Origin of the sequence: Anaerotignum sp. (genome assembly GCF_031981185.1) — a bacterium.
In the GTDB taxonomy this organism is placed as follows: domain Bacteria; phylum Bacillota; class Clostridia; order Lachnospirales; family Anaerotignaceae; genus Chakrabartyella.
Window position 1 is genome coordinate 7,678 of sequence record NZ_DALYUL010000003.1, and the last position, 19,556, is coordinate 27,233.

General features: G+C 36.3%; 15 protein-coding genes and 1 tRNA gene. 4 read left to right on the forward strand and 12 right to left on the reverse strand.

Annotated elements, in window-relative coordinates:
- From RTK36_RS02050 to RTK36_RS02080, 7 genes are all read right to left on the reverse strand, one after another.
- On the reverse strand, positions 1-416 hold a 416-nt coding region (locus tag RTK36_RS02050; protein ID WP_312043824.1), incomplete at its 3' end, for a TRAP transporter large permease subunit.
- Positions 413-994, reverse strand: a complete 582-nt coding sequence (locus RTK36_RS02055) for a TRAP transporter small permease (protein WP_312043826.1) — start codon at positions 992-994, stop codon at positions 413-415. The genes RTK36_RS02050 and RTK36_RS02055, both read right to left, overlap by 4 nt.
- Positions 995-1,075: 81 nt before the next feature.
- Positions 1,076-2,104: a TRAP transporter substrate-binding protein gene (locus tag RTK36_RS02060; protein ID WP_312043828.1), complete on the reverse strand. Its 1,029-nt coding sequence runs from the start codon at positions 2,102-2,104 to the stop codon at positions 1,076-1,078.
- Between the two features lie 95 nt (positions 2,105-2,199).
- Positions 2,200-3,816: a mannitol dehydrogenase family protein gene (locus RTK36_RS02065; RefSeq protein ID WP_312043830.1), complete on the reverse strand. Its 1,617-nt coding sequence runs from the start codon at positions 3,814-3,816 to the stop codon at positions 2,200-2,202.
- 137 nt (positions 3,817-3,953) lie between these two features.
- The gene (gene uxuA, locus RTK36_RS02070; RefSeq protein WP_312043832.1) at positions 3,954-5,030 is read right to left on the reverse strand and encodes a mannonate dehydratase; all 1,077 of its coding nucleotides are present in this window, start codon (positions 5,028-5,030) and stop codon (positions 3,954-3,956) included.
- A 337-nt stretch (positions 5,031-5,367) separates the two neighbouring features.
- Positions 5,368-6,393, reverse strand: coding sequence for a sugar kinase (locus RTK36_RS02075; protein WP_312043834.1), 1,026 nt, complete (start codon positions 6,391-6,393; stop codon positions 5,368-5,370).
- A gap of 153 nt (positions 6,394-6,546) precedes the next feature.
- Entirely contained in the window at positions 6,547-7,503 is a 957-nt protein-coding gene (locus tag RTK36_RS02080) for a bifunctional 4-hydroxy-2-oxoglutarate aldolase/2-dehydro-3-deoxy-phosphogluconate aldolase (RefSeq protein WP_312043836.1), read from the reverse strand.
- 337 nt (positions 7,504-7,840) lie between these two features.
- Here RTK36_RS02080 and RTK36_RS02085 point away from each other — a divergent pair, with 337 nt between their 5' ends.
- Entirely contained in the window at positions 7,841-8,593 is a 753-nt protein-coding gene (locus tag RTK36_RS02085) for an IclR family transcriptional regulator (RefSeq protein WP_312043838.1), read from the forward strand.
- A 271-nt stretch (positions 8,594-8,864) separates the two neighbouring features.
- On the forward strand, positions 8,865-9,437 hold the full coding sequence (locus RTK36_RS02090; protein WP_312043840.1) for a DNA-3-methyladenine glycosylase I: 573 nt from the start codon (positions 8,865-8,867) through the stop codon (positions 9,435-9,437).
- Positions 9,438-9,911: 474 nt separating this feature from the next.
- Here RTK36_RS02090 and RTK36_RS02095 read toward each other — a convergent pair whose 3' ends face one another.
- The 3 genes from RTK36_RS02095 to RTK36_RS02105 form a co-directional block, all read right to left on the reverse strand.
- Positions 9,912-10,733, reverse strand: a complete 822-nt coding sequence (locus RTK36_RS02095) for a hypothetical protein (protein ID WP_312043842.1) — start codon at positions 10,731-10,733, stop codon at positions 9,912-9,914.
- Between the two features lie 336 nt (positions 10,734-11,069).
- On the reverse strand, positions 11,070-11,801 hold the full coding sequence (locus RTK36_RS02100) for a TraX family protein (protein ID WP_312043844.1): 732 nt from the start codon (positions 11,799-11,801) through the stop codon (positions 11,070-11,072).
- 122 nt (positions 11,802-11,923) lie between these two features.
- Positions 11,924-12,014 (reverse strand) — tRNA-Ser (locus RTK36_RS02105).
- Positions 12,015-12,307: 293 nt separating this feature from the next.
- Here RTK36_RS02105 and RTK36_RS02110 point away from each other — a divergent pair.
- Together RTK36_RS02110 and RTK36_RS02115 are read left to right on the forward strand one after the other, a co-directional pair.
- A complete protein-coding gene (locus tag RTK36_RS02110; protein WP_312043846.1) occupies positions 12,308-14,284 on the forward strand; it encodes a DNA gyrase/topoisomerase IV subunit B in 1,977 nt (658 codons plus the stop codon).
- A 17-nt stretch (positions 14,285-14,301) separates the two neighbouring features.
- Complete coding sequence (locus tag RTK36_RS02115) at positions 14,302-16,533, forward strand: DNA gyrase subunit A (RefSeq protein ID WP_312043848.1); 2,232 nt, start codon at positions 14,302-14,304, stop codon at positions 16,531-16,533.
- A gap of 164 nt (positions 16,534-16,697) precedes the next feature.
- On the opposite strand, the gene RTK36_RS02120 is transcribed toward RTK36_RS02115, so the two are convergent.
- Both RTK36_RS02120 and RTK36_RS02125 read right to left on the reverse strand, forming a co-directional pair.
- Positions 16,698-18,179, reverse strand: coding sequence for an RDD family protein (locus tag RTK36_RS02120; protein ID WP_312043850.1), 1,482 nt, complete (start codon positions 18,177-18,179; stop codon positions 16,698-16,700).
- A gap of 463 nt (positions 18,180-18,642) precedes the next feature.
- Positions 18,643-19,556 (reverse strand): L-cysteine desulfidase family protein (locus RTK36_RS02125; protein WP_312043852.1); only part of this gene is annotated, 914 nt, incomplete at its 5' end.

Below are 19,556 nucleotides of genomic sequence, written 5' to 3' on the forward strand. Positions count from 1 at the left end.
TTGGCTCTATCGTAACCACTTTTGGCCATCATAGGTATCAAGATAGCCCCAAGGGCCGCTGTAGATGCCACAGCAGAGCCTACTAAAGAAGCGAACATTAAGCAAGCTAAAATGGTTACATAGCCTAACCCACCCTTAACTCTACCTACAAAAATATTACAGAAGTTAATAATTCTTTTCGTAAGGCCGCCTCTATTCATCAATTCACCAGCCATAACGAAAAAAGGCAGAGCCATCATGGTTACACTATCTGTTCCACTCATTAATTTCGTAGCTATAATCTGTACATTAGCATTAGATCCGCCTAAATATAGAGCAGTACAAATTCCACAAAAAATAAGAGCAATGGCTATAGGAAGCCCAAGAGCGATACCGCCTACTAAAAACAGCAAAAACATAGTTAAGGTAAGTATCATTTTAACACCGCCTTGTCTTGTTCAAAATCCGCAAAAGGGTCATCCCCCGAGTCATGAGGCTTGATTAAATCAAGGGGATCCTCTTTAAATACAATTAACTTAATTAAATTCACAGTACAAATAATGATAAAAGCAATTCCCAAAACAACCCCAGCAAATTGAATAAAGAAAACTGGGTAATGGGTTACTACCCATGAGTTATTTTTATTTAGCAAGGAAACCTGCCAAGCACCCTGCGTAAGCAATGCCATAATCCAGATTGTTATAGCTTGAATCAAAAAATAAATTACTCTCTTTGCTGCCATAGGTACTTTGGTAATTAAGGAATCTACCATTAGGTGATTGTTCTCCTTCATTGCTACGATAGAGCCTAGATAGACCAAATATATAAAGCTAATTCTAGCAACTTCTTCTGAGTAAGCAAATCCTTTATGAAACACAAATCTAAGAACAACATTGGCGAACGTAAGTATAATCATAATGGCTAAAAAAATTGCAATCAAAATTTCAATTGTACGAAATAAAAGATTAATCACCTTCGTAATACCAGACATTTTGTTAGAAATATCAGAGCTCATTAATCAATCCCCCCTTTTTTGTTTTTTAAAAGGGCGTACGTGAAATACGCCCTTTGTAAGAATAAACTAACACGAGATTTCTTATTGAACCGCTTGAATTTTTTCTACTAATTCTTTTGCCCAATCATTTTCAGCATATAACTTATCAAGGGTTGGTTGAATTTTTTCAATGATAAGCGCTTTATCCTCATCTGTACAAGGAGTTACGGTAACACCATTATCAATTAAGAATTGACGGTCAGCATCAACACTTGCAATATAATCTGTCCAAGCCTGTTCAGAAGCTGCTTTAGCCGCATCTTTAATAATCTGTTGTTGTTCTTCACTTAAAGAATCCATAAATTGTGCGTTGGTGATAATCTCTAAGGTAGCAATAATATGGTTGGTTTCGTATAAATATTTTTGAACCTCATATAAAGCTTCACTCTTAACTGTAACCATTCCATTATCTTGACCATCAACTACGCCTGTTTCAAGAGATGAGAACAACTCATTTAAAGGAATAACCTGTGCGCTTGCACCTAAGTTTTCAGCGATACCAACATGAATAGGGTTCGCAGGCATTCTGAATTTTTGCCCTACAAAGTCATCAACGCTTTCCAACTTTTTATTACTTGTAAAGGTTCTAGCAGAGTTAGGACCCCATCCTAAAATATAGGTTTCTGGGAATTTCTCATGGAACTTGCCATTTAACTCTTCTGCGATTGCGCCAGTCCAAACCTTTTTTGCATGCTCAATGTCTCTATAGAGAAATGGCCAGTCTGAAATTAACATAGTAGTAAACTCTTGATTCATACAAGTACCGATAACCGCAACCTCAACTGCACCATTACGAACACCGTCCCATAATTCTGTTTCGTTACCCAAGGTGCCGGAGTGATAAACATCCACCTTAATTGAGCCACCGCTTTTTTCTTCTACTTGCTTTTTAAATACATTATCAATAGCCATAGCCATTGGATGGGTTTCAGCCCAGTTGTCACCAACCTTGATTGTAACAACCTCAGCAGGAGCGGCATCCCCACTTGCAGCGGGTTTAGAGCCACAACCTGCTAAACTGCCGATACTTAACGCACTAACTAATAATAAGCTTACTACCTGTTTTTTCATACTTTTTCTCCTCTCCTCTTTACAATCCGACTCATTCCATTTCTGCATATTCAAAACGGAACGCTTTTATTTTCAAAGGAATCTTCCCTTAAAAATCAATGAATTAAGTATTTTCCTAATGTTTTTCTAACCGCTCCACCGTCTTCAATAAGCTCTAAAAACATATTTTCCACTTTTTCACTCAGTCCTGCCTCTACTAGATCCAGGCCAAAAATAACCTTGTTTGCTAAGAATGGCTTCAGTTGACTCTTGTAGCTTGCCTTATTGCCTATCTTAATTTCTTTTAATCCCTCTTGTAAATCAGAAAGCATAGGATCATCGCTTATTTTAAAAGACTTTAGCGCATCATCTACGCCTAATAAATAGCGAAACCAGCCAGCTATGGCAAGAGGAATAAATTGGAGAGAATTAACGTCCAAATCGGGGCTGCTTATATAGGCTTTCATCGTTTCACCAAAGCGTATGGCAACCTTTTGGCTAGTATCCGTAGCGATTCTAGCCGGACTATCCGGTATAAATGGATTAGGCAGTCTTTCATTGATTACCTCATCAATAAAACTTCGAGGATTTATTATTTTAGGATCAACTACTACTTTAATTCCCTCATCATAGCCTATTTTCTCCACCAATTTTTTTAGTGCTTTATCTTTCATTTCTTCTGCAATACTATCATAGCCCAATAAACAGCCATATACTGCTAAAGCCGTATGAAGAGGGTTTAGGCAGGTGGTTACTTTCATGGTTTCACTTTTGTTTACGGTATCTCTGTCGCTAAAGTATACCCCCGCTTGTTCTAATCTTGGACGACCATTAGGAAAATTATCCTCTATTACTAAATATTCAGGAATTTCAGCGTTTACAAAGGGAGCAATAAAGGTCCCCTTATTCGTAATAATCGGTGAAATCTCCTCTAGATGAAGGCTTATTAAATTTTCTTCAATTTCCTTAGCCGGTCTAGGTGTAATTTTATCTATCATAGACCAAGGGAAGCTAACCCGGCTTTCGTCACTGATATAATCAATAAATTCTTGATTAACAAAACCTTTTTCAAGCCATTTATTAGCTACATCCAACACAGAAACTTTCAACTTTTCTCCGTTATGGCTGCAGTTATCCATACTAACTATTGCGATAGGAAATTTTCCTGCTTTAAATCGTTCCAATAATAAAGCCACGGTTATACTCATAGCGTGATTTGCTTTCTTGGGACCATTTTCTAAATCTTCTAAAACGACTTTAAAGTAATTGCCGTTAATATCTTTTAGAGCATAGCCTTTTTCAGTTATTGTAAAGCTTGCCATTTGCAATGACGGGGCTTGAAAAGCTTTTTTAAGCCTTTGGAAATCACTCTCTTCACCCATGCTAGCCTTGACGGAGTCACAAATTGATGCTAGAACCTGTTTTTTCGTCTCTCCATTGGCCTTAAGACCAACTGATAAAACCAAATTATCATAGGGTTTATAGATTTTATCTATGATATCGAAATCAAAGGTTTCAGCGGCAATAATGCCTATATCCTCCAAGCCTTTTTCCAACAGTTCGTCTTGTAATCTAGCAATAAAGCCTCTGAAAATATTTCCCCCACCGAAATGAATCCATCTTGGGGTTTCCGCTGTATTCTTAATTATGTTTTCTACATCATACGTTGGTGTTTTTATTTCTTTTTCTTGCCAAAACTCTTTATTTTTTAAACCTTCTCTGTTTAGCTTCATTCTTAACCTCCACGTCAGAGCAAAGACCAATCCATTTATCTCGGCACTTGAGAAATATCACTGCATTCCTTGCCTCTCCTTCACAAGAGCATTTTTTAATCTTGTGTTGCGTGGCTTACGCCACACAACTGTAATTCTCAAGATTTACTCATTTTATCTATTGCTTCCCATAGACCTAAGAGGTAGTTTGCGCCTAAAGCTCTGTCATATAAACCATATCCGGCTCTGGCCTTTTCACCCCAAATCATTCTCCCATGGTCAGGGCGTATATATCCATCAAAACCAGTGGAATGAAGCGCCTTTATTACTTCAAACATATCTAAATCACCACACTCAGATAGATGGGCAGATTCATCAAAATCTTTAGGGCTTAGATGTTTCACATTTCTAATGTGAGCAAAGTGAATTCTACCCATATCTCCAAATTCCTTCATAATAGCAGGTATATCATTATCCAAGTTACTGCCTAAGCTACCGGTACAAAGGGCTAGACCGTTATATTTGCTATTATTTAGAGCTAAAAACGTTCTAATATTTTCTGCACTGGTTATAACCTTTGGTAAATTAAATAATGGCCATGGTGGATCATCCGGATGAATTGCCATTTTCACATCATATTTTTCAGCATAAGGAATGATTGCGTCTAAGAAATACTTCATATTGGACCAATACTCCTCGGTGGACATAGCCTGATAAAATTCCATATCCAGAGCCATCTGAGGTATTCTTTCCGGCTCCCAACCTGGCAGAGAATAGCCTCCGCTGTTAGATACCATAGAATTAGCAATTGTCGTTGGATTTAACTTTACCACATCATCATGGCGATAAGCCATGCCAAAGCTTCCGTCTGACAAAGGATGGAATAACTCACTTCTAGCCCAATCAATAACAGGCATAAAATTATAGCAGATACACTTTACCCCTACCAAGGATAAATTCTTAATGGTCTCTATATAATTTTCTATGTATTTATCACGGGTGCTTAAGCCTTTTTTAATATCCTCATGGATATTAACACTCTCAATTACCTCCATTTCAAGCCCGGCTTTATTGATCTCATCTCGCAAAGCCTTACAATCTTCCAAACTCCAAACCTCGCCCACTGGGATTTTAGGCATACAAGCCGCTACCCCAGTCATGCCTGGAATTTGCTTAATTTGTTCTAAAGTCACGCTGTCGTCTCCATAAGGAAACCAGCGAAAAATCATTTTCATTCACACACCTCCATATTAAGCCGAAATAGTCAGTCAAAATGAATTGCATTTTTAAATCTTTTTCTGTGAATTTTAAGATAAAATCGCTTACTTAATATAAGCAAAGTCACTTTATTTTAAAAACTATACATTTTCCACAGAGTAATTCATCATGATTTATACTTATTTTACAACTTACATACTAGTATATCAATTGGCATTTTGTTTAAAGTTTTAATAAAAATACTGTGCAAAACGCATAAAAAATGGTTAGGTAAATTACCTAACCATTTTTAAAAAAGAGAGAAATATGAAAATACTATTGTTAATAAAAATAACTTGCACGATTTAAAAATTATTATCTTTGAACTCTACCCGATCCATCACCACCGGCTAATTTGGTAACCTCATCCAGGGTTACCATATTGAAGTCACCCTCAACGGCATGTTTTAAACAAGAAGCTGCTACGGCAAACTCAATGCTCTCTTTAGAATCATAGCCTAAAAGAGTTGCCGCAATCAGTCCGGCTCCAAAGCTATCACCCCCACCAACTCTATCAACAATATGAATTTTATATGTTTTACTAAAGTGATATTCTTTGCCATCATAAAGCATAGCTGACCAGTTATTATCATTGGCTGATAAAGACTCTCTTAATGTGATTGCCACTTTAGAAAAACCAAATCTATCTGCTAATTGTTTTGCTACGTCTTTATAGCCCTCTTTATTTACCTTACCAGTAGTAACATCGGTATTTGCAGAATGAATACCAAATACATCTGCAGCATCTTCCTCATTGGCGATACAAACATCAACATATTCACATAGTGTTGCCATAACTTCTCCGGCCTTTGCTTTGCTCCAGAGCTTATTTCTATAATTTAAGTCACAAGAAATGGTAATATTTTTTGCTTTCGCCGCTTTACATGCCTCAAGACAAATTTCAGCCACCTCATCATTGAGGGCAGGGGTAATCCCTGTAAAATGGAACCAATCTGCACCATCAAAAATCTCATCCCAATTAAAATCTGATGCTTTCGCCGTGTAGATAGAAGAGCCCGCTCTATCATAGATTACCTTGGAAGGACGCTGAGAAGCACCCTTTTCCAAGAAATAAATCCCTACTCTATCGCCGCCTCTGGCTATTTTCGTTGTATCTACACCATATTTTCTTAAAGAGTTTATTGCCGCTTGACCGATTTCGTGCTTAGGTAATTTAGTTACAAAGCTTGCATCAAAGCCATAATTAGCCAAAGAGACCGCAACATTTGCCTCACCACCGCCATATGTAGCACCAAAAGTATCAGCTTGAACAAATCTGTAATAACCCTCTGGTGCCAGTCTTAACATGATTTCACCAAGAGTAACTATTTTTTTAGCCATTATAAATTCCTCCTATACTTTAAAACAATAATTCCCTAAAGATTACTTTAAAATCCCACCAGCGCATCTCTCTGGAAACATCAAGAACTATCATTTCTTTTACCTACTCTTTATTTTCATAACCTTTTGTTTTCAAAAATATCATATCAAAATTTAGTTTTGAACCAAATGAATTGCAAAATCACTAATTTCTTCTTCCATATACACAGCTATGAGCTTATCATTCTTATATTTTTTGCTATTCTGATTAAAGCTTACACCCAAGTTCTCCAGATATTTCATGGCTCCCAATACATCATTGGTACCAATGGCAATATGTCCTTTTTTACCGAGATAGGGAGTTTTCATAAATTCAATGCCATCCGTAAAAATGGATGAATTACCGACTTTTTTTTGAAAACCAAATAAAGCGGAAATCTTATCGGAGGATGCATTTGCTTCCCCTTCATTTTCACAATTTACACCTACATGCTTCATTTGAAAGCCAAAAACAGTTTTAATGGCTTCTCTCGTAAGCTCTTCAATCTTTTCAAATTCGCCATTTTTAATCAGGCTCTCTTTCACCATCCAAGTCCCACCACAAGCCACTATCTTAGAAAATGAAAGATAATCTCCTATATTATTCTCATTAATTCCACCAGTAGGCATAAATTTTAACTTAGGAAAAGGACCCGCCATTGCCTTTATCGCATTCAAACCACCACTAGCCTCAGCAGGGAAAAACTTAACCACTTCAAGTCCAAACTCTAAGGCTTGTTCAATGCCAGAAGGATTGGTAACACCAGGAACGATAACGATATTTTTGTCAATGCAATACTGAACTACTTTCGGGTTTAGCCCAGGGCTTACGATAAATTTAGCTCCAGCTCCTACCGCTTTATCTACCTGTTCCGTGGTTAAAACAGTGCCTGCACCAATTAACATATCTGGAAAATGACTGGCCATTAATCGAATAGATTCTTCCGCCGCCTCAGTTCGAAAGGTAATTTCCGCACATTTAAGCCCGCCATTACTTAAGGCTCTGGCTAAAGGGATGGCATCTTTTGCATCCTCTAAAACTACTACAGGAACTACTTTAAATTTACTTATACTTTCTAAAACTTCGTTCACCCTAAAATCACCTTGCCCTCTCTATATTCATTTATTTCACATTGTGAAACTTGTTTTTATATTACGGAACTTAATTTTAAAGTACTACTGAAAATCAAAAATGTCAATAGCTATTTGTAAGTTCATATACCTTCACAAAAATATTTGTTTTATATTGTGAAATATGCTATCATAATACGAAAATAGCATATTAACTTTTTAATACAATTTGACTATAAATTTGACAGGAAAAAAGATTAAATTGGCATAGTAAAAGGATTTTGATGTAAAGATTGTAATTACTGGCACTTATAAAAGAAATAAAGTTGGTCTTTAATTTGATAATGAGGTGTACTAAATGAATGACAAAAATCCTATTCAGGTTTCCGAAAAGCTTTTTAAAGCAATTGAACTTTTAGCTGAAAAAGGCTCTTTAAGTCTTACTGAAATCAGTAATTATCTTGATTTAAATAAAAGCACAATTCATAGAATCCTAAATTCTTTGATTTTTATGGGTTACGTTAAGCAAGAGGAAAAAACTCTTAAATATGGGCTAAGCTTTAAAATTTGCAATCTTGCCAGTAAATTTTTAGCTCATAATGATATGATTAGCATCATCCACCCCTACCTTATAGATTTGGCAAATAAGACAAGCGAAACCGTTCACCTTGTTGAACGTTATGATACGATGGCCATATATATTGATAAGGTGGAAGCGTCAAAAAATTCCATACGTCTTTATTCTACAATTGGTAAATCCATTCCTCTATATTGTTCTGGAGTAGGAAAAGCTATTTTAGCCGAAAAACCCAAGGACGAGCTAATAGATGTATGGAATAAAAGCGAAATCATTAAAATTACCGATAAAACCATCACGAACTTTCGTGAATTTGAAATTAAAATAGAAGAGGCCCAGCAAAAAGGATATGCTTGTGATATCGAAGAAAATGAAATTGGGGTTCACTGTGTGGGCATTTATATTAATGTACCTAACAAAGAGTATGCCATCAGCATATCCGCACCAAAAGAAAGGTTAGATGAAGAAACCATTAAAATATATGGAAATTACCTACTGGAAACAAAAGCAAAACTTGATAAGCATTTATCATAAAAATTCAAAAAAGCAGAGGCATTTATTAACTTCCTCCTCTTCTTCTTTGAAAATATTTCATGTAATAGAATTTAACCATACTATTACATTGCATAATGAATATTTTGATAGTTGAATAAAGGGTAATTAGATAAAGTCATAATTAATAAAAAGGCGTCAAACTTATAATCTTGCAACACTTAGGAGAAGACAGACAGAATTTTCTACAACACGTCATACTGGCGTTAAACGATGATATTCAAACACCCTAAAAAAGTCAGGAGGTTCCTTGATGAGTGAAATAAAAAGATGTGATTGGGCTATGAAAAATAAACTGGAACAGGAATACCATGATCATGAATGGGGAATTCCTGTTCACAACGATAAGAAACTATTCAAAATGCTGATTTTGGAAGGAAAACAAGCAGGATTAAGCTGGTCAACCATTCTTTCAAAAATGGATACTCTTTGCGAAGCTTTTGATGACTTTGACCCAATGATCCTAGTGTCCTATGACGATACAAAAATTGAAGCTCTTTTACAAAATAGCGGTATTATTAAAAACAGACTAAAAGTGAATGCCGTTATCAGTAATGCAAAGGCATATTTTAAAATATGCGAGGAATTTGGGTCTTTAGATAATTACTTGTGGTCATTTGTCAATCATCAGCCCATTATTAATTCATGGACTCAAATTGAAGAGGTACCATCCAGTACTCCTCTCTCTGACGCCATCAGCAAAGACTTAAAAAAACGAGGTTTTAAATTTGTTGGCACCACCACCATCTATGCATTTATGCAAGCTGTTGGAATGGTAAACGACCACTTAACCACCTGTGCTTTTTATGATCGCTCTCAGCTGTAAGAATGGAATGAATAAACAATGAAAGAGGCTGACAAAAATGGTTGTAACCATTTTGATCAGCCTCTTGATATGGAGAAACCTTTTTCAATTCCTGATTCAAAATTCTCCTGAACCCCTTGATCTAGAAAGGCACTTGTATCCACATATCATACCTGATTGTCTTCTTTTTCCTTTCTCACACCTTAAGGGCACTATCTGCTATAGCGCCATCCTTCGAATTTGTAAAGAAGAAATGTTCCCATTCCAAAGTGATCGAAACCACCTCAGGAAAACTGCTGACAACCTTCATCTGGTAGACTTTTTGTCGTTCCTACCATGGCGCTTGAATATTCCTAAACATAACAATGCAGTAATAGTTCCGTCTGCCTACTATGCAGAATAAAAATCCAAATAGGTATGAGAAACGTAAAATACCGCCTTATGCAGGTCAAAAGATTTCTCTTCAACACCTCCGTCTATGCCATTCTTGTTAAGTCAAAAATCACCAGTTGAAATTTGTCTAGGCCATGAAAGCAATAGGTGCTTTGCAATCTTTAGATCTTTATCTTGTGGGAAGTATAAATCACAGAAGAAATTATGATAATTTGCAGTCCAAACATACTTATCCCATACAAATATATTCTCTTTATGTTTCATTAACATTTCTTCAAGCTTTTCTTTATGTTTTTCCAATAGCTTAATTTTTACTAGTTCAAACTCGTAATCGTTACTGCATTCTTTATAATATTTAAAAATAGTGTTCAAATATCCTATAAACCATTTTCCATCGGTGTCAATTAGAATGATATGGTCCTCTGGCATATTATTGTAGTTTTTTATATATTTTTGTAATTGCTCTACGGTATTATCATCTAAAACAATTCTTGGATAGCAGGCTACTTCACTTTCTTGATAATGAGCGTCTAACAAGGCTGGTCCAAAAACAATATCGTCATTGATATAAAACTCACCAATGCTGATTCCACCTCGAACAAACAAACCTTCTAACGCCAAATTGAATTGATACTCAGCAACATTACTCAATATCTCATTTAATTCTGATTCCCCATCATAATCTATCGGATATGCAACAACCATATTGTCTGTAAAGATTTTAATTTTCCCTTGGCTATATTTGTCTGGAATAATGCACTTTTTGTTTTTTTCAATAAGGTAATTTAGTTCACTAAGTAAATGATTTCCTAATCCGTTTTTATAGGAATCCAATATCATTTTAGAAAACCCTAGTATATCTATTGCACACACAATGGAATTGAGTAACCTAGGAGATTTTTCATCATATTTAATTTTTTTCATGTCAATATATCCTCTCTAAGGCTTTTATTTCTAAATCATTATATAAATAATCTTTGGTAGTTACTTAAACTTATGATTATATTATACCATATTTTTCTATATAATCAAAATCTGATTCCCCCTAATATGCATCCCTCGCTTACCTATGCCAATCGTCAAATAAGCGCTTTGCCCAAAATGTCTAGCCGACATTAAACGGCATCAGATCCTATTATGCTCATAATATTAGAAGCTTATAATTCTTATCGATTGACTCATAATTTAAGATTGATATTTTTAATCACACATATAAAAACCCAAAGTATACCTAAGTTTTAAATTCAATAGTACTCACAGTTAAAACAACAGCGAAACGTTCCCATAAATTAAAAGTCTCAAAATACCTATAATAATAAGGTGTGCCGGATAATATGCGTAAAAAAACCACTTCATCCAATTCGCCTTACCCCTTTCACCATTATATAATTTCAAAACTGGATAAACAAGTAAAACGCCAATTAGCACCATTGCGTAAACTTTGCTTACAAAGAAAAAAGCAACAACACCATACAAAAAAACCAACGGCAGCATCTTTTTCATTTGGCCTTTAAGATCACCACGTTTTTTATACATTCCTATAATTGCTAAAACAGCAATGCATGACCAATCTGCTGGAAATGCACTCCATATTAGCATAAATATAATGATTTGCTTTAGCCAAATTCTTTTTTGCAACACCTTATTATCATCTAACCATAAAACTAATACAGCAATAAACAATGGATACATAACACTTGTTTGGTTGAATATTCCTGTACTAAAGGGAATTGGTGGAATTCCAAAGGAAAAACAATATGCAAAATGCGAAATCACTGCAAAAATTCCCAATCTCATTATGTACTTTTTTCTATCCCTTGTGTAGTGATATCCTTCACAAATACAAAACCACATAATAGGAGCAGTTAATCTTCCAATTAGATGCATCACAATGGACATCGGGGCTGCTGTAAAACCTGGGAAAACTAAATCTGACAGATGGTCAATCGTCATAGCTATAATTGCAATTAACTTCAAATGATTACTATTCAATTTTATCTGCATCTAGTTAACTCCTCTATTCGCCTAAAATAAATACTTATCAACCACTCAATTTTACCACACAAAACAAAAAAGTCATGTATGAACTCAAATCCTCACACATGACTTTAACTTGGCGGAAGCGGTGGGATTCGAACCCACGAGCCCATTGCTGGACTACCTGATTTCGAGTCAGGGCCGTTATGACCACTTCGATACGCTTCCATATAAAAATATGCAGTTTTTTGTTACAGATATAAGCTAATTTAGGTCAAAATTACCATCGCTTTCATATTATCTCCAGAGTATATTCGATTAGTAAAACTAATTTCCTGAGGAAAGCCTATTTATTATACCAACCTCGGCATAAAAAATCAAGTTTTTTGTCAACAATAAGCCCATATCCTTTTCTCACTGCCTTGACACTATAGGCAAACTAATGTTACCCTATATACATTGGGATAATTTTACTTCCTAACTATATATAGAGTCAGATAACAAAAGAAGCAGGTGTTTTCATGAAATCACAACAAAAATCAAACTATACCAACGAAAGTATCACCTCGTTAAAAGGTGCAGACCGTGTTCGCCTTCGACCCGGTGTTATTTTTGGTTCCGATGGCTTAGATGGCTGCGAACATGCAGTTTTTGAAATCCTATCTAACTCTATCGATGAGGCAAGAGAAGGCTACGGAAATAAAATAGAAGTGGTTCGTTATAAAGATCATTCCATTATGGTTAAAGATTATGGTCGAGGGATTCCCGTGGATTATAACTCCAAAGAAGATCGCTTTAACTGGGAATTGGTGTTCTGCGAGCTTTACGCTGGTGGTAAATATCAAAATAACACCGGTGAGAACTATGAGTTTAGTTTGGGTCTCAACGGCCTTGGCACATGTGCAACCCAATATGCTTCGGAATATATGGATGCAGTTATTTATCGTGATGGAATCTGCCATAGCCTCCACTTTGAAAAAGGCGAAAATGTGGGCGGTCTTATGAAAGAAGGGGCTGAAAAACACCCCTCTGGTACACAAATTAAATGGCGACCCGATCGAGATGTATTTACGGATATTAACATCCCCCTCACCTACTTTCAGGATATATTAAAAAAACAGGCGGTTGTAAACGCAGGTTTGACCTTCGAATTGATGGATGAGGAGAGCGGTGAAAAATATATTTACTGCTATACAAATGGTATTAAGGATTATTTGCTAGAACTTTCCGGAACGGACAACCTTACAGATGTTCATTATTTACAAACAGAAACCAAGGGACGTGACCGCGAGGACAAACCGGAATATAAATTAAAATTTGAAGCTACTTTTTGCTTTAATAATCAGGTGAATATTTTAGAGTATTACCATAACTCTAGCTTTTTGGAATATGGCGGTTCCCCTGATAAAGCGGTTAAAAACGCCTTTGTTTTTGCCATAGATAAATACTTAAAAACTAATAATTTGTATAAAAAGGATGAGAAAAAAATCACCTTTTCAGATATTGAGGACAGTCTAATTCTGGTCATCAATTCCTTTTCCACCGTTACCAGCTACGAGAACCAAACGAAAAAATCTATCACAAATAAATTTATACAAGAAGCTATGACGGATTATTTCAGAGAACAGCTGGAAATCTATTTTATCGAAAATAAAATGGAAGCAGAAAAAATTGCGGCGCAGGTCTTAGCAAACAAGCGCAGTCGAGAAACGGCGGAAAAAACCAGAATTTCCATTCGTAAAAAGCTAACAGGGTCATTGGATATGAACAATCGTGTGGAAAAATTCGTAAACTGTCGCACAAAGGACATTAACCGCCGTGAAATATATATCGTAGAGGGTGATTCCGCCTTAGGTGCATGTAAGTTAGGCAGAGATGCAGAATTTCAGGCAATCATCCCTATTCGTGGAAAAATCTTAAACTGTTTAAAAGCGGATTATAATAAGATTTTTGCTAATGACATTATTACAGACTTGTTAAAGGTTTTAGGCTGCGGTGTGGAAATCAAAACAAAACATACTTCAGACTTAAATTCCTTTGATTTAAGCCAGTTGCGCTGGAACAAAATCATTCTTTGCACCGATGCTGATGTGGACGGTTTCCAGATTCGCACCCTCCTGTTGACCATGCTTTACCGCTTGGTGCCAACTCTAATACATGAGAAAAAGGTTTATATAGCAGAATCTCCCCTTTATGAGATTACAAACGGCAAACAAACTTATTTTGCTTATTCAGACAATGAAAAAACAGAGATTCTCGGCAAACTTAAGGGGAAAACAAAAATAAGTCGCTCAAAGGGACTTGGTGAAAATCAACCTGAGATGATGTGGGAAACCACCATGAATCCCCAAACAAGGCGTTTGGTGTTGGTAACCCCCGATGACGCAAAGCGTACCCAAGAAATGTTCGAGCTTCTGTTGGGGGAAAATTTAAGCGGTAGAAAAGAATTTATTGCTGAAGAAGGCTACAAATATCTGGAATTGACAGACATTAGTTAAGAAAGCGGTGTACCAAAATGGCAAAAAAGAAAACAACAAACACTGAAACGAGTGAAATTATTATACAAGAACAACCTATAACTCAAACTTTGGAATTAAACTATATGCCCTATGCCATGAGTGTCATTGTTTCCCGTGCAATCCCAGAAATTGACGGATTTAAGCCCTCTCACAGGAAGCTTTTATATACCATGTATCTCATGAACTTATTAAAGGGTGATAGAACCAAATCCTCCAATGTAGTAGGTCAAACCATGAAACTAAACCCCCATGGTGATGGAGCAATTTACGAAACACTGGTACGATTAACAGAAGGTAACAGTGCCCTTTTGGTGCCTTTTGTTGATTCCAAAGGGAATTTTGGTAAGCAATATTCCAAAGATATGGCTTATGCTGCTCCCCGTTATACCGAAGTTAAACTAGGTTCAATTTGTACCGAAGTTTTTGGAGATATTGAAAAAAACACTGTAGATTTTGTGGACAATTACGATGGAACTATAAAAGAACCAGCACTTTTACCCACAACCTTTCCAAATATTTTGGCAAATCCAAACCTAGGGATTGCCGTGGGTATGGCAAGCTCCATTTGCAGCTTCAACCTATCCGAACTATGTGAGGCAACCATACAATTCATAAAGGATGATACCATTAACCTTTGTGACCATCTGCCTGCCCCAGATTTTTCAACAGGCGGTGAACTCATTTATAACCGCAAGGATTTGGAGCAGATTTATCAAACAGGTCGAGGCAGCTTTAAGTTACGGGCAAAATACCGTTTTGATAAGAACAATAGCTGTATTGAAGTCTATGAAATCCCCTATACCACTAACATCGAAAGCATTATAGACAAAATTCTTGGGTTAGTAAAAAGCGGAAAAATTAGAGATATTACAGACATTCGGGACGAAACGGACTTGAATGGCCTAAAAATAACTTTAGACATTAAACGAAATACCAATCCTGAACTTTTGATGCATAAGCTTTTTAAATTGACACCCCTTTCGGACAGCTTTAGCTGCAATTTTAACATTCTCATTCAAGGTAGACCAATGACCTTAGGTGTGGGAGCTATTTTAAAATATTGGGTGGAATTCCGTATAGATTCCATCCGCCGCCAGCTTGCCTTTGATATAAATAAAAAAGAGGAGAAATACCATTTATTAATGGGTCTTTCTAAAATTCTCATGGATATTGACAAAGCAATTGCCATTATCCGAAATACAGAGCAAGAAAGCATGGTTGTCCCAAACTTGATGAGTGGTTTTGATATTGACCAGATCCAAGGGGAATATATTGCCGAAATTAAACTGAGAAATATCAACAAAGAATATATATTAAAACGCATTGAGGAATTGAAAACCTTGGCAGAAGAAATCCAAGACTTGAAAGATACCTTAAAAAGCGATGGAAAAATTAAAGCTATCATTTGCAAACAGTTGAAGAATGTGCAGAAAAAATTTGGAAAACCGAGAAAAACTGAAATTGTGCAGGAAGATGCTGTTGTCACCATTACCAAAGACGACTTAATCGAAGATTATGGCATACGTCTTTTCTTAACAGAAGAAAACTATTTTAAAAAAATTCCCCTATCTTCATTACGCTCTGCGGGAGAACAAAAGCTGAAAGATGAGGATAAAATTCTTTATGAAACAGAGACCACCAACCGTAGCGAAATTTTGTTTTTCTCTGACCGCAATAATGTTTACAAAATGAAAGCCAGCGATATTTCCGATACAAAAGCCAGTGTTTTGGGAGATTATTTGCCAAATCTTTTGGGAATGGAGGCAGAGGAGCGTATTATTTATATGACTGCAACTATTGATTATTCGGGCTTTGTGGTATTCTTCTTTGAAAATGGAAAAGCTGCTAAAGTCCAACTCTCTGCTTATGCCACAAAAATGAACCGCCGCAAGTTGGTGAATGCTTATTCATCCCGGGCAAAACTCGTTTATATGGAAAAGCTGGATGAAGATGGAGATTTTGTTTTAATGCGTAATCGTGATAAAGCTACCTTGCTCAACACAGAGATGATTCCCATCAATGCTTCAAAAAGCGCTTCCGGCATACAGGTTTATACCTTAAAGAAGAACAGCGTGATTACTGCGGTAATCAAACCCTATGCCTTTCTTTCCGAAGATATTGAATATTACCGTACAAAAAAAATACCCTCCACAGGGCATTTTATTCAAGAAAAAGATAAGGTTGCCAACGGATTGCAAGAACAGCTGCGCTTAGGCGAGGAAATATAACAATCAGAATGAGAGAAACATCTTAAATTTCTTTTCTCTGTGAGCAAAGCTCATTATATGGATAAATAAGTTTTAGATAGTTGAAGCGGTAATTTCCAAATTAGGAAACTACCGCTTTTTTCATCCATCTCTCTACAATATAAAAACCATTTATAAGAATTTATTTATTCACTCTCTTGTTTTTCCTTGGTAACAGCAAAATTCATTTTGTAATAGGCTCTCTGTCCGTCCTCCAAAGGGGTGATAAAATCATCACCTTCGTAACCTATTTTTTCCACATTGCAGAAATATCTGGTGTTTCCGAAGGTAAAATTAAAATTATCTGCGTATTGCATTTTTGATAATACAATATTTGGAGTATTCGGAAAAAATAATTTAACTTCCTGATCGGTACACCCAAAAGCCATAGCAATCAAATACTGCTGTGTTTTTTCCATATCTGTCCAATGCTCTTTGTTTTCAACGCCATAAACAAAAGAGACTTCTTTCAAATTTGCATTTTCAATTCTATAGTTAAACCTTGGCAGCTCTTCAGATGGATCACAAACAAAGATTGTCTCAAGAGATCTAATATGTATAATATAATCTTTGTTATAAGGCACTTCTTCATCAGGATATTTATCTACCAACTGGCCATTCTGATCCATATATAACCTGTCATTCACATCATAATATTTGCAGTAATAGTTATAGTTTTCAGCAAACTGCTCTAAGGTAATATCTCCACGATTAGGAGGTAACTGCTGTGCCCGGATCATAACAAAAGCGATAACAGCAACGAGTACATTTAAAAAGATACAAGCCACTACTCGGTACCATTTTGTGTCCTTTATGGTATAGGAAATCCCTTCATCCCAAGGCTGAACTTCTTTTTCTATACATAATTTATAACTTTTAAATAAGCACACTAAATTGTAAATCGGTATCATATAACCATAACCATTACCAATAACACCCCATGTTCGACGCAATCCTTCTCTGTAGGGTATTAGATTTCCATCGGTCTTCTCCACCCTTAATCCAAATACCCATTTACCAAAGGTTGTGCCGAAACGATTTAATAGAAAAGGCTCAATCAAAAGCATCATAATCACTGTAACCAACGTTCCTACGAATTTTACCAACAGTCCTTCGTTCAATAAATTCACATGGCAGACAAAACCCAGGATTGCATCCAAAATCATTTGATAGATGGACATATCCAACCCCCTGGCAAAATACCTGCGCCAAGGTCGAAACACCTGATTTCTATAGTTGGGGTTATAAATGAGGATCTTCTCAGGTTCATGCTCGTAGGCTTTTAATCTCTCCAGATATTTTAGGGCGTTAAAACTTCTTAAATCACCCTCTTCCTCCAGAATATCTATGCAAATCTCCTTAGCCAAGCAGCCATCCTCCAACCGCCATATCTGTTTTTGTAATACTAATTTTAATGTGATTTCCTTACTTCTTAATTTCACAAAGTCATTTTCCGAAACACCAACGATATCTAACAATACTAACCTTTGAAGCATTTCTCCGTCTGCCTCACTATATACAAATGACCCATCTTCCATCCTTCTTGGTGTAACCAAATTATTGCTACAAAAACGCTCTATAGAGCTTAGTTCTAAACTATAAACTGCACTAATTTCTTGCTTCGTCATACAATCCCCCCTTTTATCACTTTTTTACCCCTAATGGCACTCTCATAACGGAAGCCCCCCAAATGCACCGAGCCTACGAAATTGTATTATTTTACCTGTAATAGTCTACCAATCATAAAGAAAGACCGCAATGTTTTTTGTGAAATTTAAGACTATCGTAAGATATGAAAAAACCCCTTAAAAATAAGGAGTCTTTTCGGGGGATTTTTATATAGAAATAACTAATCATGTGCCCCCTTTTGGCACGCCATTGTGCGAAACGAGGGGTGTGAGGAAACAAAAATTATAATTTTGCATAGAAGAACAAATCAGGCATAAAGCTTACAGAATATCTAAAAAGTATTATTGCCCAATTACCGAATCTCAAACGTTTATTATTCTATTTTTGATATTTTTAATAATATCTCAAAGGATCTCTACACAAGAGCTATATCAAATGGTCAATTGCTACCTAACTTGACTTTTATTTTGCCATCATAATTTCAATTACCTTCATATCGACATCTGCCAAGCCTTCATGGGATAGTCTTGCCAGATTTTTTGCAGTATCCTCAACCTTTTCACTTATAAACCCATCGGTAGACTGAATAATACTGTCATCCATGGCTAGCATTGCAGAGTAAACTGACTCACCTGCGCATACGGAAAGCTTTAAGGAACATCCGCCCTTAGCGCCATCACAGAACATCCCAGCAACACCACCCATCATATTTTGCACCGCCCCGGAAATCTGATTTAAATTGCCGCCCATCATATAAGTCATACCTGCGGCACCACCAGATGCCGCCAATGTAGCGCCGCAAATAGGGGATAGACGCCCAACATGATACTTCATGTACATGATTACCAACATGCCCAAAAACTCTGCTCTTAAAAGCGTCTCCTCAGGAATATTTCTATGCTTTGCAAAAATTGCCATGGGCACCATGGTTTCAATACCTTGGTTGCCACTGCCTAAAAAAGTCATAACGGAACCATTACCGCCGCTCATACGAAAATCACTGGCTGCTGCGGTAAGCTGTTTAATTTCCGTAAGCATATCATTGGCAATTAGTCCTTTTCCTACTAAATTTCTCAACGCAGGCCCAACGCCGATGGCATACTTTTTCTGCATTCCGATTTCGGCTACTGCTAAATTCATTTCAATTCCTTCTTTGATAAAAGCCAAATCCGCCACATCAATGGAATTGGCCCATTCATTAAAATCAGCAAAGGAATATTTTGTTATATCAAAACCATTGGTTGTACTCTCTGAAGCAGATAGTGTACGTTTATCAATAAGTACCTCTCCATCGATTTCTGAAAGAATCATATTGTCATGAGCCTTTTCAGAAATCGATGGAGAGGTACTTATTGATAAACGTACACTATCTGCTT